Raw genomic sequence first — 15,648 nt, 5'->3', positions numbered from 1 at the left:
TCACGCCACCCCGACGAAAATCGGGGCCGCTCGAGGTCGACCCGGGCGATCATTTCGAGGACGCGGCCGGAGCCGGTGAAGGAGCCGGGGCCGCGAGGGCGGCGGCAACGGGCTTCGGGGCGATGCCCTGCTTTTCCTTGTCCGTGTATTTGTCCAGCTTCGAGTGGTTGATCTGCGCCCAGTAGGTGGCGAAGTCGAACTTGGGCGAGTTGTCCATGTCGTGGCAGCGGGCGCAGAGGCCGCTCTTCTCGGCCTCGGCGACGCTGCGGGCGATCGCCTTGCGGAAGTCGGCGTTGGTGGGCTCGGCGATGTGCTTCGAACCGGGGCCGTGGCAGTTCTCGCACTGGTTGCCCTTGAGGTACGCCGTCTTCTCGGCAGAGACCCAGCCCGAGTTGTACTCGAAGCCGGTCGTGTGGCAGCTGATGCACTCGGCATCGAACTGGTGGTCGCTCCGCAGGCCCTTCGGATCCTTGACGATGCTCTCGAAGGCGTGGGCGTGCTTGGACGAATCCCACTTCGCGAAGGTCTTGGGATGGCAGGACTTGCACGTCTCGGCCCCGACGAAGGTCGCGCCCGGGGCACCGCCGGCGTAGTCGCGTCTGGGGAAGTTCTCGACGATCCCGCGCTGCTTGAGCATGTCCTGCAGGTCGTCCTCGATGAGCTTCTTCATGGGCTCGGACGGGCCGTCGTAGCGGGTGTTGAGGGTGATCCGCTGGTAGCGGAACCGGTCGGGCCCCTGCTGGTCGGGGTAGATCCCCACGACGCCGACGTACTGCCCCTTGTGCCCGACGCTCACCACCATCGTCTTGCCGTCGTTGACGCGCTCGGCCTCCTCGAGCGGGTCGAAGTGGGAGGTCGACACCACGATGTCGAAGCCGGGGAACTTCTCGGCCAGGCGCTTGGCCAGCTCGGGCGGGCCCTGGACGAGGAGCACCTGGGCGTCGCTCGACGTCTCCAGGTCGGGCAGGACGCCGGCGAGGGCCTCCTCGGCGGGCTTGATCTCGGGCAGGAGCACGTCCTTGGCCGGGTCGCCGAGCTTGGCGAGGGCCTGCGGGTCGATGACGGCCGTGATCCCGAGCTTCACCTTGCCGGCGGTCGTCGTCAGGCTCTTGACCACGTTCTTCTCGAACCCGGAGGCGGGCGTCACGTTGGCGACGGCCACCTTGGGCTGCTCGCCCAGGTCGAGGAACTGGGCGAAGGCCTCGTCCACGCCGTTCTCGAGGTCCTCCGCGCTCAGGGCGAGGGCGTTGTACTTCAGGAGGCCGAGCGCCTTGAGCGCCACGACGAACTTGGCCTTGGCCTCCTCGGGTCCACCCCTCGCGGCGGCCGGATCCTTGATGAGGCCGCCGAGGTCGACCAGGGCGAGGGGCCAGTTCTGCTCCTCGTGGAGCTTCTGGACGAGTTCGAACCGGCGCCTCAGGCCACCGAGCTGCCCCGAGGTGCAGCCGCAGGGCTCGAGGTAGCCGTCCTGCTCGCCCGAGACGAGCAAGGCGGCGGCCGGCTTGGGCCAGCCGTGGAAGGGCTTGGGCCCGAGGTCACTTGCGGGGGCGGTGTCGGCCCCCTTCGCGTCCCCCTTGGTTGCTTCTTTCGCGACCTTGGCGGGCTCGTCTTCCTTGTTTTGCGAGCTGCAACCGACGTATGTCAGGACCAGCGCGACCAGCGTGAGGGCGATCGCGGGCCGGTAAGAGCGAGGCGTCATCGTCGTCCTTTCCCGAAGTAGGCCTGGCGGGAGGCACGCGAGGCGCGGAGCCCCGATCGCGTCGGGACGCCTTCGGCCGCCTTGTTATAGCGTGCAGGTCGCCGCCCGATAAGAGCAGCCGAGGGGCGAACGCCACAAGCGACGAATGACGCCGGGCCTTCGTCGAGGCCGGGCGTCATCGTCGTGACGGTCTTTGTTCAGCTCGGGATGGACTCGTCCCGAGGCGGTTCGTTTCAGCCGGCGTCGCGGATGAGCAGGTTGGCGTAGACCTTGATCTCGGCGGCCAGCGGGTGGTCGGTCTTGAGGATGATCTCATCCTCGATGGTGCCGGCCGGGGTCCCGGGCGGGATCGTGACGATCATCCGGTACTTCCGGACCTTCGGCAGGTGGGTCCCCTCCAGGACCTCGACCTTCAACCCCTTGGGGGCGTGCATCACGTCGAACTTCACGTCCTTCTGGCCGCGGACGAGGATCGTCAGCTCCTTCGAGCCCCCCGCGTTGCCGGCGACGTCGGTCATCCGGAGCCGCTCGGGGACGACCGTGACGGGGCCGACCATCTTGCCCGTGACCTTGACGCTGACCTCGGGCTGCTTGGGGTGGTCAGTCGTGAAGATCAACTCTTCCTGGAAGGCGCCCAGCGGCAGGCCGCGCCCGATGGTGACCTCGACCATGAACCCTTCCTTGGTCTTGATCGCCGAGGCCTCTTCCGTCGTCAAGGGCTTCCAGCTCGCGGAGATGACGTCGGGCTTGGAGGTCTTGACCCCGGTCAGCTTGAAGTCGGGCCGGTCGGGGGAGAAGATCGCGATCTTGCCGGTGTGCTTCTCCTCGTCCGTGGTCAGCTCAAGGAGCGGGATGTTCGCGTCGGGATAGACGACGACGGCCGGCCGGACCTCGCCCTCGGCGGTGAACGTGATCTTGGGACGCTCGGGGTCGTTGGTCAGCAGGGTCGCCGGCTTCTTGTAATGCTCGTTGTAGCTGCGGGTGTCCCAGGTCAGGTGGATGGGGACCTTGTCGCCGGGCTCGACCGAGATCTCGGAGACGGACGACTTGCCGTCCTTGCCCTGGAAGTTGGCCACGGTGCAGGAGCACGGCGGGGCCTCGAGCGAGAGCCGGAGCGGGGCCTTGCCCTCGTTCTTGATGAACCACTCCTTCTCGAACTTGGTGTGCTGGGCCTTCGTCCCGAAGTTGTACTGCGGGTCCCCCTCAACCACGGCCTTGGGCTGGGGGCCCTTGGCGGCCGGGGTGCCCGTGGCCGTCGGGAAGGCGACGCCCGTGCTGTTCGTCGTGCTCGCCGGGAGCATCTGGAACATAACCGTGGCCCCCGCCGTGATCGCGATGACCAGCACAGAGAGGATGATCCAGCGTGACATGATTGGGATGACTCCGTGAGTCTCGACCGTTCGAGGTGATCGCGCGAACCGGGATGGATGTAGGACGTCCTCAAACTCTGATCTTAATTCTCGCCGAGCCCCACGGTCAAGGAAGCCGCCGAGCCCCTTCGGGGTGCTTGGATCCCTCCGAGGCCGGTCAGGAGGGCCGACGCCCGGCGAAGTTGATCCCGTGCCCCTGCCCCTCGTGGTAGAAGACCTGCCCCTTGGAGATGTCCCGGATCTCGACGAGCCCGGCGGCCCGGAACCACTCGAGGACCTCCTCGGGGGTGTGCCGGGTCAGGAACCTGGGCGCGTACCAGTCGAGCGTGTCGCAGACGCGGACCTCGGGATCCGGGTGCATCGACACCCCGATCGTCATCAGGTGCAGGGCCACCCCCGCGCGGCCGACGAGCCGGCTCTTGCTCGCCATCAGCTTGCGCTTCAGGCCACCGACCGGGGCCATCCACTCGCTGAGGCGGAGCAGCATCGGGAGCGGGAGCCGCCTCGACACCGACCGATGCACGGCGACGACCTTCTCCAGCAAGGGGCGTTCCTTCGGGTAGACCCAGATCACGATCCGCCCCCCCGGCTTGAGGAGCCTGGCGATGCTCAGGAACGCCGCCCTCGGATCCGGGGTGTGGTCGAGCACGCCGAGCGAATAGATGTGGTCGAAGGTCCCCTCGGCGAACGGGGGCCGGAGGAGGTCCCCCCGGGCGACGGAGACGTTGGGCAGGTCCCCGGTCAGGTCCCTGGCGGCGATCACGGCCTCGCTCAGGTCGAGCCCGACGGCCCTCGCTCCGGATTCTCCGGCGACCCGGAGATACCGGCCCATCCCGCAGCCGGCGTCGAGGACGGTCGCCCCCGAAAGCTCGCCCTCGGCCAGGCCGGTCCGGTTGCGGAAGGTCGCGCGGTCCTCCTCGGGGCGGAGGATCCGGAACCGGTTCCATTGCAGGGTGTACGTCGACTTCGTGCGTGTCTGGTCGTCGGTGGCGGTCATCGGGACTCGAAATCAACGCGAAGGGGTCGAGGAATCGCCGGGAGGTCCGATCTCGCCGTCGATGTCGATGTTGACGTCTTGCCTCGCACGGCTCAAGGGCAAGCCGGCTTGGGCGCCCCATTGTCGCCGGGAGCCGGGCTTCGCCGTTACTGGTTCTCGGGGGCGTCGGCGGTTGTCGCGGCTCGCCCGTCCCGGCCTCGGCGGCATTCCGCGACGGTTCGGGTGCAAATTTTTGGCATCTGTTCCCATCTTTATTGGCGAAAGCGATCGTCGTGTGCAATAAAGGGGGCCGCCCGGGCGAAGAACTCGGGCGGGGCGAGGGGCCGAGGCCCGGAGCCGTCGGCGGGCTGGTCCCGGTTCAAGCGGACGGGGCCGCCTTCCGCTCCCACTGATCCTCGGCGGCGCTCCGGCGGAGGTAGAGGGGCTCGAGCGACCAGGCGTCGTGGCGGAGGCCGCTTCGCCAGACGCGGAGGGCCAGGTCGGCGAGCCGGCGGGCGTCCGGCTGGTTCTGGGCCGCCGGGGCCACGTCCAGGGTATCGGGCAAGGGGCCGGCGAGCCGGTCGAGGCCGGGGCCGAGCACCCAGGTCCCCTTCCCCAGACGCGACTCCCAAGCCGTTCGGGGTTCGATCCGGGTCGAATCCGAGGCGATCAGGCGACCGAGTGGTTCGGAACGGGCGAGGTCGAGTGTATAAAGGTCGCCGCGTTGTGCGTCGGCCACCACGGAGACGGAGAGGGCCTCGCCCGGGGCGTTCTGGGCGATGACTTCCAGGCTGTTGAGGCCGACGACCGGCTTGCCCGTCACGTAGGCCAGGGTCTTCACCGCGGTCAGGCCGATCCGGAGCCCGGTGTAAGACCCGGGGCCGAGCCCCACCGCGAAGCCGTCGAGGTCCGCGAGGGCCAGGCCGGCCTCGGAGAGCAGCGAGGCGATCGTCGGGATCAGTTGGCGGCCGTGGCGCTGCCCGGAGCCCGGGGCCGCGACGAGCAAGGCCCCCTCGGGGCCGGCGACGGCGACCGCCGCGGAATTCGTGGAGGTATCGATGGCCAGGAGATACACGCTGCGTCCGACTCCCTTGAGACCTGTCGGCCCTCGTCCCGGTCGGGGAAAGCCCTGACGGGGCTCCCCTTGACCTTGACCCCCGGCCTGAACTCGTTCTATTCTAGAAAGATTGTGAGACACCACGGCTGAGATTTCCAGAGCCTCGATTCCTGCCTTTGGTGTCCTCGGAGGTCGCTTCCGGTGCGTCGTGCCCTGATTAGTGATATTCACGGAAATCTCGAAGCCCTGGAGGTAGTCCTCGCCGACATCAAGTCGCAGGGGATCTCCGACATCTATTGCCTGGGAGACATCATCGGCTACGGGCCCAACCCCCGAGAGTGCATCGACCGGGTGATGGAGCACTGCCGAGTGACCCTGCTGGGCAACCACGACCAGGGCGCGATGTTCGACCCCGACGGCTTCAACATCGGCGCCGAGCGCGCGATCTTCTGGACGCGAGAGCAGCTCGAGAGCAACGTCGACCGCGAGAATAACGAGAAGCGCTGGGAGTTCCTCGGCGAGCTGCCGCGGACCCATCGCGAGGAGCCGTTCATCTTCGTCCACGGCTCCCCGCGCAACCCGCTGAGCGAATACGTCTTCCCCGAAGATATCTACAACCACCGGAAGATGGAGCGGCTCTTCCAGCTCGTCGACCGGTATTGCTTCCAGGGGCACACGCACGTCCCGGGGGTCTTCACCGAGGGTTTCCAGTTCTACGCCCCCGAGGAGATCGACAACGAATACACCCTCGGCGACGGCAAGCTGATGATCAACGTCGGCTCGGTCGGCCAGCCCCGGGACGGGGACCCCCGCGCCTGCTACGTGATCCTCGACGACGGCCGCCCCGGCCAGGAGAATGGGGCCGCGGGCGCGCCGGCCGACCCGACCTCCTCCCCCGCCCCGGCGGGGCCCGTCCGGGTGACCTTCCGCCGCCTGCCCTACGACTTCGAGACGACGATCCGCAAGATCTACGCGATCTCGGAGCTCGAGCCGTTCCTGGGCGATCGTCTACGACAGGGACGTTAGCCGGCCCGGTCCCATCCCGTCACCGTCCCCTCGGGCTCGCCGCCGCGATTGAACCCCGGCGTCGCCCCTCGTCAACCCTCTCCCCGAGTGCATACCCGCCATTCCTCGAAGGTTTCCGCCACGATGAGTAGTGAGAAGCGGCTCGTCCTCTTCATGGCCCTGACGTTCCTCTCGTTCATGGGCCTGCAATACCTGATGGAAGCGACCGGGCTCATCAAGCCCGAGCCGAAAAAACCGGCGCAGCAGGCCGACGCCAAGCCGGGGGATAAGGCCAAGCCGGCCGACGCCGTCGCCGCGAAGGACCAGGACAAGGCGAAAGAGAAGGCCGAGGCCAAGCCCGGCGACAAGCCGGTCGCCGACGCCAAGCCGGCGGAGGCGGAGAAGCCCAAGGTCGAGATCGTCAATCCGCTCGAGCTCGTCATCGGCTCGACGCGCGACGGCTCCGAAGGGGCCTACCACCTCCAGGTCATGCTCGACCAGAAGGGGGCGGGCGTCTCCTCGACCCTCTCGGCCCGATACCTGGCCGACAAGGACGGGCGCAGGATCAAGAACCTGCCGCTCCAGCTCATCGGCCGGAACCCCGGCTCGCCGCCGAGCTTGCCGACCCTCTCGTACAACCTCAGCTCGGGCCAGCCCAAGGCCGCCGAAGATAAGGCCGCCGAAGATTCGGCCGAGGCCAAGGAAGCCCGGGAAGCCAAGGAGATCCTCGGCTACGTGCCCGAAGGGGAGATCCCGCTGGCCCAGGAGGTCTGGGAGGTCGTCCGCGACGACAAGGGCAAGATCGTCCGCGAGTTGAGCGAGCCCGTCGCCAAGCTGAAGACGGTCCGCGAGGGGCAGGAAATCCTCTTCAAGACGACCGTCGACCAGTGGGGCGTTACCCTCACCAAGCGATATCGAATCTGGAAGGGCGAGGACTCGTTCGAGGTCGAGCTCGGGTTCGAGAGCCCGCAGAAGGAGCAGAAGCTCGCCTATCGCCTCTACGGCCCGCACAGCATCCCCATCGAGGGGGAGTGGTACACCAGCTCGTTCCGCGACATCTTCTTCGGCTCGGTCGAAGGGGACGCCGTCAAGATCGTGAACCGCACCGGGGGCGAGATCGCCAAGCCCAAGGCCGACCGCTTCGAGAATACGACCCTCCCGCTCCGGTTCGCCGGCGTCGAGAACCAGTACTTCGCCACCTTCATCGAGCCCTTCCCGGCCCCGACGAAGGAGGCCGACCGCTGGGATGCGCGGACCGAGGCGATCGTCATCGATGAGAGGCCCGAGGCCTCCCAGAAGGCCGACGTCACGGTGATGGTCCAGTCCAAGCCGTTCGAGGTCGGGCCCAATCGCCCCGTCAAGCAGACGTACCGGGTCTACGCCGGGCCCAAGATCATCGCGAACCTCCTGCCCTACGGCGCCGAGGGCCTGGCCTCGTATCGCAAGTATCAGTGGTTCGGCATCCCGGGTGCGGCCTGGATGTCGATGAAGGTCATCGCCCCGCTGCTCGACTACATCTATGACTTCACGCTGAAGGTCTCGCAGTCGTTCGGCGGCAAGAACGGGAACTACGGCATCGCCATCATCCTCCTGACGCTCCTCGTCCGGATGATCATGTTCCCGATCGGCCGCAAGCAGGCGATGTCCGCGCAGAAGATGCAGAGCCTGCAGCCGCTCATGAAGGAGATCCAGGAGAAGTACAAGGACGACAAGGAGCGGCAGACGAAGGAGACGTTCGCCCTCTACAAGAAGCACGGGGTGAACCCGATCGGCGGCTGCCTCCCGGCCCTGATCCAGTTGCCGATCTTCGTCGGGCTCTGGCAGGCCCTGAACAACAGCGTCAGGCTGCGGCACGCGTCGTTCCTCTACATCCAGAACCTCGCCGCGCCCGACATGCTCTTCCGGTTCCCGACCGAGCTCCCCTTCATCGGCGAGTACTTCAACCTGCTGCCGTTCCTGGTCGTCTCGCTGATGATCGTCCAGACCAAGCTGTTCGCGCCCCCGGCCACCACGCCCGAGGCCCAGATGCAGCAGAACATGATGAAGTACATGATGGTGTTCATGGGCTTCATGTTCTACAAGGTCCCCTCGGGCCTGGGCATCTACTTCATCACGAGCAGCTCCTGGCAGATCTGCGAGCGGCTCCTCCTGCCCAAGATCACGCACGCCCCGGCCACGCCCGACTCCTCGGCCAACGACGACAAGAACCCGCCCGGCGGCGGAGGAGGCGGTGGCGGTCGTGGCGGCAACGGTCGAGGCCCGAGCGGCCCGCCCCCCAAGCCCCCGGGCCGGTTCGCCCAGTTCTGGGAGAAGGTCAAGGAAGAGGCGACCAAGGACCCCACCTACCGCAAGATGCTCAACGAGCGCGACAAGGCCAAGGAGCCGGAGCGCGAACGCGAGCGAGACCGGGGCAAGCCCCGATCCCGCCCCGGCCGTCGTCGCTGAGACGCGACCGAATGACAGACTGACTGACGACGACGGGCCGACCCATGCGAGTCGGCCCGTCGTCGTTTGATCCCTTCCGACTCCAGAGACGCCACGAAGGGGCCCCGACCTTGTCGAGCCGGCTCGACCCCCATGACACGATCGCTGCGGTGGCGAGCCCCCCGGGGCCCGGCTTCCGGGGCCTCGTCCGTTTGTCGGGCCCCGAGGCCTGGTCGATCGCCCTGGGCCGGTTCACCCCCGACATCGACGCCCCACCGCCGAGACGAGCCGAGCGCCGGACGGGCCGGCTCGCCGTCGCCGGCCTGCGCCCTCCCCTGCCCGCGGCGATCGTCCTCTGGCCGGCTCCCAGGACGTACACCGGGCAGCAGCTCGCCGAGATCCACACGGTCGGCTCGCCGCCGCTGGTCAACTTGCTCCTGGCCGATTGCCTGACCCGGGGCGCCCGGCTCGCCGAGCCCGGGGAGTTCACCCTCCGCGCCTTCCTCTCGGGCCGGATCGACCTGACCCGGGCCGAGGCGGTCCTCGGCGTCATCGACGCGAGATCCCCCGCGCAGCTCGACGCGGCCCTCCAGCAGCTCGCCGGCGGCCTCTCCGGCCCGATCACCGAGGCCCGGGATCATCTCCTCGACGTACTCGCGCACCTCGAGGCCAACCTCGACTTCGCCGAGGAGCCCGACGTGGACGTCCTCGCCCGCGCCGAGCTCGCCAACCAGCTCTCATCCTCGTCCGAGCAGTTCGCCGCCCTCGCCGCCCGGCTCGTCTCGCGCGAGCGTCCCGAGGGCCACCCGCGGGTCGTCCTCGTCGGCCCCCCGAACGCGGGCAAGTCCCTCCTCTTCAACGCCCTGCTCGGCCAGACGCGGGCCCTCGTCTCCCCCCAGGCCGGCACGACCCGCGACTACCTCTCGGCCCTCTGCGACTGCGACGGCCTGACGATCGAGCTGATCGACACCGCCGGCATCGAGCCCGGCCTGACTCCGATCGAGGCCCGGGCCCAGGCCCTCCGCGACGCCCAGGCCGCCCAGGCCGACCTCCTCCTCGACTGCCGCCCGAGCGACTCGGCCTTCGATCCCGCTTTATCCTTATTGGTCGGCACCGACCGCCCCCGCCTCGAAGTCTGGACCAAGTCCGACCTCGAGACTCTCGAAGATGATCAAGTCTCCCGCTTGAGCACGAGTGCCCGCACCGGCGCCGGCCTCCCCGCCCTTCGCCACGCGATTGCCACCACCCTGCGCGATACCGACGCCGAAGGCTCCCTCGCCACCAGCACCGGCGCCCGCTGCCGCGAGAGCCTCGAGCTCGCCAGCCGCGCCTTGGAATCCGCCTCCCAGGCGATCCTCCTCGGCGCCGGCGACGAGCTCGTCGCCGTCGACCTCCGCCAGGCCATCGACGAGCTCGGCAAAGTCGTCGGCGTCGTCGTCACCGACGACATCCTCGACCGCATCTTCCGCCGCTTCTGCATCGGCAAGTGATGAGCCGATTCGACTAACGCGTCGACCTCGTGAGCTGTCCAGGCCCAGGAATCAAGCCTGTAACATGACGATGGGGGCGACAGGCGGATCGACGACGAGGTTATCATAGGACGCGAGAGCGGCCCTTGGCATCGGAACGTCCCGGCCGTCGGCACCCATCGAGCGGCCTCGCCAGCGTCCTCTCTCGGCAGAAGGTACCATCGGCGGTCCGCGACAATGACCGTCGTCGCGCGGAATGGGTGGCCTTCGGTCGAGCCTTCCCTCGTTCGGGCCGCCTAGTCTCGCGCCGACCGAATTATCCCGAGGCCTAACGAAGCGGTTTGTAACGCTTTGGGGCATTGCTCGACGAGAGCACGGCTCTCGGGTAGGCCCTGGAACCAAGAGCGTGGAAAAGCTATTCTGATTTCGCTCGTTGGTTTTCCCGAAAGCACTGCTATAATTGGGTATCTGGCAAAAAAGCTATTCGCAAAGCTATTCGGAGGAGGCTGTGGAACAGGTAGATCAGCTCCTCAGGTTGTTGAGGAACCGTGGGATTTCCCGTGGGGTGGAGATCCAAAGAGAGCTCGGGATCTCTCAGCCGGTGATGTCTCGGCTCATGCGTGAGGCGGGCCCTCGCGTCACCCGGTTTGGGCGGAGCGTGGCAACCCGCTACGCGTCGACTCGGGAGATCGCCGGCCTTGGGCGTCAGACGCCCGTCTTTCGTGTGGACGAGCACGGTCGCCCGAACCCGCATGGTGTCCTGCATTTCCTCGCAGGAGATGCTTGTTGGCTCGAGCGCGAGTCGGGGAACGGCCAGGAGTTCGTCGGCCTGCCCCCCTTCATGGAGGACATGCGACCACAGGGCTACATCGGGCGTGGCTTCCCGGCACTCTATCCGGAATTGAAATTACCAGGACGCATCAGCGACTGGAACAATGAGCACCAGTTAATCGCGGTGGCGATGCGGGGCGAGGACTGCGTCGGCAATCTCATCATTGGAGAGGAGTCACTTGATCGTTTTAACTCAGCCAGGGCGCAGCCAATCGCCAGGTCAGACTATCCCAGGCTCGCCATAGGGGCGTTGGAAGGTCAACCTGGCTCCTCGGCAGGCGGCGAACAGCCCAAGTTCCTAGTCTATAACGAAGATTGTCATGTGCTGGTGAAGTTCGCCGGCGGCGACGGCGCCGCGGCTGACAGATGGCGTGACTTGCTCATCAGCGAGCACCTGGCCTTGGAGGTGCTGCGGGACGCCAATGTCTCTGCACCTCGTTCGGCATGCTTTGACATTGATGGGATCAAGTATTTGGAGGTGGAACGCTTCGACCGGGTCGGCCGGCGAGGGCGTCGCGGCTTGATCTCGCTCTACGCCGTCAACAGCCACTACTTCGGCGATATTCCCGAGGATTGGAGTCGAGCTAGCCGGAGAATCCTCGCCGAGCCGACCTTGAACCTGGACGCTGCTGATGCCGACCTCATGGTTTGGCTGGATGCCTTCGGCGATCTCATCGGCAACACAGACAGGCATTTCGGCAACTTATCCTTCTTCGCCGAGGAGGCCAGAGAATTAACGTTGACCCTGGCACCGGTCTACGACATGCTCCCGATGGCCTTCGCCCCCGTGGGCACGAACATCGTCGAGAGGTCCTTCACCCCGCATCCTCCCAATGCCCTGAACCTGCACCTCTGGCATCACGCGGCGAAACAGGCGAAAAGATATTGGTCGCGCCTCTGCGAAGAGGACACACTCAGAGACGGCTTCCGTCAGATCTGCAAGGCTTGCCAGGATACCCTCTCACGTCTCATCGATGAACATTCGTGAGGCCGTCCGCCGGGCCTCATAACTCGCGATCCGGCGCGAGGCGTCGTCAATAGCCTGGGGGATCGAGGATGAGCCCTGACGCATCGCTGCCTTCGCTGAGCCGCGTCGCCCATCGATTGCAACCGCATCCACGTCGCAACGCGTTCGCCTCGCCTGCGTGATCTCCTCGCGGGATCCGCGGGCGGGTCCGCGCCCTTCGGAATCCTTCGAAAGATGGATTCGCGATGCGATTGAGCCGCGACTTGCGGGGCTGCCGGAGCCGGCACGACGGCCCCGAGTGCGATGGATCGATCTGGCTCGGGCGGCTGGCGCCTGTCGCGTCCATACGCCATTGTGTTAGCGCTCATCGTGATCTGACACAATAAAGGTTCAGGCGGGATCACGAAAATTCGAGGAGAGGTGACGAAAATTCGTCGGTTCACGAAATGTCGTGATTAGTCGTTGTCGGTGATGGTCGTTGCAATGGGTTTTGTTTCAAGATGTTGTGGCAATTGTTGAGCCGTGGCACGAGGTTTGGATTATCAGGAAAACGAGTGCCCTGGCCCGGGTCGAAGCGACCCGGGGCGATGCCGAGGGCCGGAGATCACCACGGGGCGATGGCGGATAAGCCGGGCCCCAAACATGAACCGGAGATGAAGATATGTGGGATTCAACTCGGGTGACGCACAAGACGGTCGAGGTGGACGGGCTGCAGGTCTTCTATCGCGAGGCGGGGCCGAAGGATGCCCCGACGCTGCTCCTGCTGCACGGGTTCCCCACCAGCTCGCAGATGTTCCGGAACCTGATCCCCGCGCTGGCGGATGAGTTCCACCTCGTGGCGCCGGATTATCCGGGGTATGGACATAGTTCGGCGCCTTCGCATGACAAATTCGAGTACACGTTCGACAACGTGGCGAAGGTGATCGACGCGTTCACGCAGAAGATCGGGCTGACGAAGTATGCCCTGTACGTGCAGGATTACGGGGCGCCGGTGGGGTATCGGCTGGCGACGGCCCATCCCGAGCGGGTGACGGGGTTCGTCGTGCAGAACGGGAACGCGTATGACGAGGGGCTCGACAACGCCTTCTGGGAGCCGATCAAGGCGTACTGGAAGGACCCGAAGAACCCCGAGAAACGCGATGCCCTGCGGGGCCTGCTCACGCTCGAAGCGACGCGCTGGCAGTACACCGACGGCGTCCCCAACGTCGAGAACGTCGCGCCGGACGGGTGGGTGACGGATCAATACTTGCTCGACCGCGAGGGGAACGCGGACATTCAGCTCGATATGTTCCTGAGCTACGGCAGCAACCCCCCGCTCTATCCGGGCTGGCAGGAGTACTTCCGCAAGCATCAGCCGCCGATGCTGATCGCCTGGGGCAAGAACGACCAGATCTTCCCCGCCGCGGGGGCCGAGCCGTACAAGCGTGACATCAAGGACCTCGAGTTCCACCTGCTCGACGCCGGGCACTTCGCCCTGGAGTCGGCCGGGCCGGAGATCGCGGCCTTGATCCGGGACTTCCTGAAGAAGCACGCGGCCAGGGGCTGAAGTGCCGTCGAGGGCCCGGCCGAGAGGCCGGGGGAGGATGCGGCGATGAGGACGTACCCGAGCGACGTCGCCTTCACCCCCGCGGTGAAGGCGATCCAGGGGCGGAAGGGTTCGCGGAGCCAGTACGCCCGGCTCGAACGGGGCCGGGGCTGGCAGACGACCGTGACCCCCGAGCTGTCCGAGTTCCTCGCGGGGCTCGACATGTTTTATCTCGGCACCTCGAACGCCGAGGGGCAGCCGTACATCCAGTATCGCGGCGGGTCTCCCGGCTTTCTCAAGGTGGTCGACGACACCACGCTGGGCTTCGCCGACTTCGGGGGCAACCGCCAGTACATCACCCTGGGCAACCTCTCCGAGAATCCCCGGGCCTTCCTCTTCCTGATGGATTACGCCCAGGGCCAGCGCATCAAGGTCTGGGGCCGCGCACGCGTCGTCGAGGGGGACGCGGCCCTGGAGGAGAAGCTCCGCGACCCCTCCTACCCGGGGCGGGTCGAGCGGGCGATCCTCTTCGACGTCGAGGCCTGGGACATCAACTGTTCCCAGCATATTCACCAGCGATTCTCGAGGAGCGAGGTCGTCCCGGTCCTCGAGAAGCTCCAGTCGCGGATCGCCGAGCTGGAGGCCGAATTGCAGCGAGTCTCGCCCGAATCCCCGGCCCTCAAGGGGGCCTGACGGACTCGCGGTCATCGCTCCGGAGCCGAGGTGGCCCGCCGCCGCCTCGGCTCGTGTCATATCTTCGTAAGAAGCTGTCGGATCGTCATGTCCGTGGACATATCTCGCGAAGTCGGCCGCGGTGTGCGATCGCTCCGCCGCCGTCGATCGCGTTGGCTTGGGCGACTCGCGGGCGATTTTGACGGGCCGGTTGAGGATGATCCGGGCGAACGGCGAGGGCTAGTCCGCCCAGTGGTCTAGCTCGTCGTCGGGGCCCTGGCGCAGCAATCCCGACCATCGACAGACCAGGCACTTGTACCGCCTCGAGTCCACGAACTGGGAGATGTATCGGTCGAACTTCCGGCGTGGCTCGCGCCTCAGAGACCTCTCTTTCCCGCAGCGAGGGCAGGCGTGCTTCCGGGAGGAGAGGAACCGGTAGACGTAGAGGAGTCGCCTGGCCAGGACGAGGAAGGCCGCCATCAGGGCGGCGTAGACGACATACATGATCACGGTAGCAGGCCTCCTTAGCCAGGGGTCGCGAGGCCTTCTTCTGCCCGTCGGCGGAGAGACTGCGACAGTAAAGTGGAGGGACCAGTGGCGTCCCGCTTTTACTTTAGATGATGAATTTTAGTAACGGTCACACTTCTTTGGAAATCGGTTTCACAAGGACATCAAGATTCTCCGGGGAATCGATCCTGATTGTGGAGGATCCCCCTGATGGTTGGCGGCTGGACCCCAAGAGGGGATTGGCAAGGGGCTCATCGAGATCGGCTGCCCGCGCCCGCATCGCCGTTCGTCGACTTGCGAGGCGGCAGGCGAGGTCAGGCTCACCTCATGAGATGTCTCATGGGGGGAGGCAGCTCGTCGTTCGGTGGAAATTTCGGCATGGTCGGAATGATCCGCAGAGAAAGCGGGCCCGGGCCTGGCATTAGGGCTTGCCCGATCGGTTTGTGTGGTACATTGGGAAAAGCTGATTGAGCGAAAGTGACGGCGGGCGGCAACGGGATGGTGTACCGGGTCGAAGTCGACCCGGGGCCTCTCTCGCGGCGGGGCCGGTCCGCGCAGAGGGGTGCGGTTGCACCTCGGCCGACACTTCGATGGATGGAAAAAGAAAAAAGGGAACGCGTCCATGTCCTCCGCGACCCGGCAGCCGAATCCGAGCGGCCGCGACTCGACGAGGTTGGAGCCGACGGTCGGGCAGTTCATCGGGTTCTTGCTCGAAGGCGAGCACTACGCGATCGCCATCAGGACGATCCAGGAGATCATCCTGATGAAACCCATCACCAGGCTCCCACGCGCCCCCGAGTCGATCGAGGGGCTCATCAACCTGCGGGGGACCGTCATCCCGATCGTCAGCCTGCGCAAGCGGTTCGGACTCGGAGCGAGGCCGCTCGACGACGAGACCCGCACGATCGTCGTCAACAGCCACGGCAAGACCGTCGGCCTGATCGTGGACGAGGTCACCGAGGTCATGAAGATCGCCCACGACCAGATCCAGCCGGTGCCGATCGCGGTGACGGCCGCCTCGCAACGGTGCATCTCCGGGCTGGCCAGGCGAGACGACCGGCTCCTGATGATCCTCGACATCGACAAGCTGCTCGACCCCAACGAACTCGAAACCGGCGCCTGAATCGACACCCACTGGAACGCCCC

12 protein-coding genes are annotated in these 15,648 nt (G+C 66.3%); 7 read left to right on the top strand and 5 right to left on the bottom strand.

The genetic code is table 11. From position 1 onward, the window contains the following. Positions 1 to 49: 49 nt before the first annotated feature. The 4 genes from ACOYYX_RS35055 to tsaB all read right to left on the bottom strand — a co-directional run bounded on the left by ACOYYX_RS35055 (position 50) and on the right by tsaB (position 5,120). Complete coding sequence (locus tag ACOYYX_RS35055; RefSeq protein ID WP_422927302.1) at positions 50 to 1,699, bottom strand: multiheme c-type cytochrome; 1,650 nt, start codon at positions 1,697 to 1,699, stop codon at positions 50 to 52. Between the two features lie 233 nt (positions 1,700 to 1,932). Next, positions 1,933 to 3,069, bottom strand: a complete 1,137-nt coding sequence (locus ACOYYX_RS35050; RefSeq protein ID WP_422927301.1) for a DUF1573 domain-containing protein — start codon at positions 3,067 to 3,069, stop codon at positions 1,933 to 1,935. A gap of 157 nt (positions 3,070 to 3,226) precedes the next feature. Continuing rightward, entirely contained in the window at positions 3,227 to 4,066 is an 840-nt protein-coding gene (locus ACOYYX_RS35045) for a class I SAM-dependent methyltransferase (protein ID WP_422927300.1), read from the bottom strand. A gap of 358 nt (positions 4,067 to 4,424) precedes the next feature. Then, positions 4,425 to 5,120: a tRNA (adenosine(37)-N6)-threonylcarbamoyltransferase complex dimerization subunit type 1 TsaB gene (gene tsaB / locus ACOYYX_RS35040; protein WP_422927299.1), complete on the bottom strand. Its 696-nt coding sequence runs from the start codon at positions 5,118 to 5,120 to the stop codon at positions 4,425 to 4,427. A 183-nt stretch (positions 5,121 to 5,303) separates the two neighbouring features. Between tsaB and ACOYYX_RS35035 the strand changes: the two genes are divergently transcribed. The 6 genes from ACOYYX_RS35035 (at position 5,304) to ACOYYX_RS35010 (ending at position 14,016) form a co-directional block, all read left to right on the top strand. Then, positions 5,304 to 6,128 carry a metallophosphoesterase family protein gene (locus tag ACOYYX_RS35035; RefSeq protein WP_422927298.1) on the top strand — a complete coding sequence of 275 codons (825 nt, stop codon included), beginning with the start codon at positions 5,304 to 5,306 and terminating at the stop codon, positions 6,126 to 6,128. A 123-nt stretch (positions 6,129 to 6,251) separates the two neighbouring features. Further along, positions 6,252 to 8,552 carry a membrane protein insertase YidC gene (gene yidC, locus ACOYYX_RS35030; protein WP_422927297.1) on the top strand — a complete coding sequence of 767 codons (2,301 nt, stop codon included), beginning with the start codon at positions 6,252 to 6,254 and terminating at the stop codon, positions 8,550 to 8,552. Between the two features lie 110 nt (positions 8,553 to 8,662). After that, entirely contained in the window at positions 8,663 to 10,021 is a 1,359-nt protein-coding gene (locus ACOYYX_RS35025) for a tRNA modification GTPase (RefSeq protein WP_422927296.1), read from the top strand. A 487-nt stretch (positions 10,022 to 10,508) separates the two neighbouring features. After that, positions 10,509 to 11,819, top strand: coding sequence for a type II toxin-antitoxin system HipA family toxin YjjJ (yjjJ, locus tag ACOYYX_RS35020; RefSeq protein WP_422931705.1), 1,311 nt, complete (start codon positions 10,509 to 10,511; stop codon positions 11,817 to 11,819). A gap of 640 nt (positions 11,820 to 12,459) precedes the next feature. After that, entirely contained in the window at positions 12,460 to 13,344 is an 885-nt protein-coding gene (locus ACOYYX_RS35015) for an alpha/beta fold hydrolase (RefSeq protein ID WP_422927295.1), read from the top strand. Between the two features lie 45 nt (positions 13,345 to 13,389). After that, on the top strand, positions 13,390 to 14,016 hold the full coding sequence (locus ACOYYX_RS35010; protein ID WP_422927294.1) for a pyridoxamine 5'-phosphate oxidase family protein: 627 nt from the start codon (positions 13,390 to 13,392) through the stop codon (positions 14,014 to 14,016). A 219-nt stretch (positions 14,017 to 14,235) separates the two neighbouring features. On the opposite strand, the gene ACOYYX_RS35005 is transcribed toward ACOYYX_RS35010, so the two are convergent. Next, positions 14,236 to 14,505 (bottom strand): hypothetical protein, encoded by a 270-nt coding sequence (locus tag ACOYYX_RS35005; RefSeq protein ID WP_422927293.1) that lies wholly within the window; start codon positions 14,503 to 14,505, stop codon positions 14,236 to 14,238. A gap of 619 nt (positions 14,506 to 15,124) precedes the next feature. Between ACOYYX_RS35005 and ACOYYX_RS35000 the strand changes: the two genes are divergently transcribed. Next, positions 15,125 to 15,625 carry a chemotaxis protein CheW gene (locus tag ACOYYX_RS35000; protein ID WP_422927292.1) on the top strand — a complete coding sequence of 167 codons (501 nt, stop codon included), beginning with the start codon at positions 15,125 to 15,127 and terminating at the stop codon, positions 15,623 to 15,625. The last annotated feature ends 23 nt before the right edge of the window (positions 15,626 to 15,648 follow it).

The sequence above is a fragment of the Singulisphaera chitinilytica genome, from assembly GCF_049331405.1.
Taxonomy (GTDB): Bacteria; Planctomycetota; Planctomycetia; order Isosphaerales; family Isosphaeraceae; genus PoT.
Note: the sequence above shows the minus strand (reverse complement) of the source record. Positions and strands in the feature narration are given on the sequence as shown.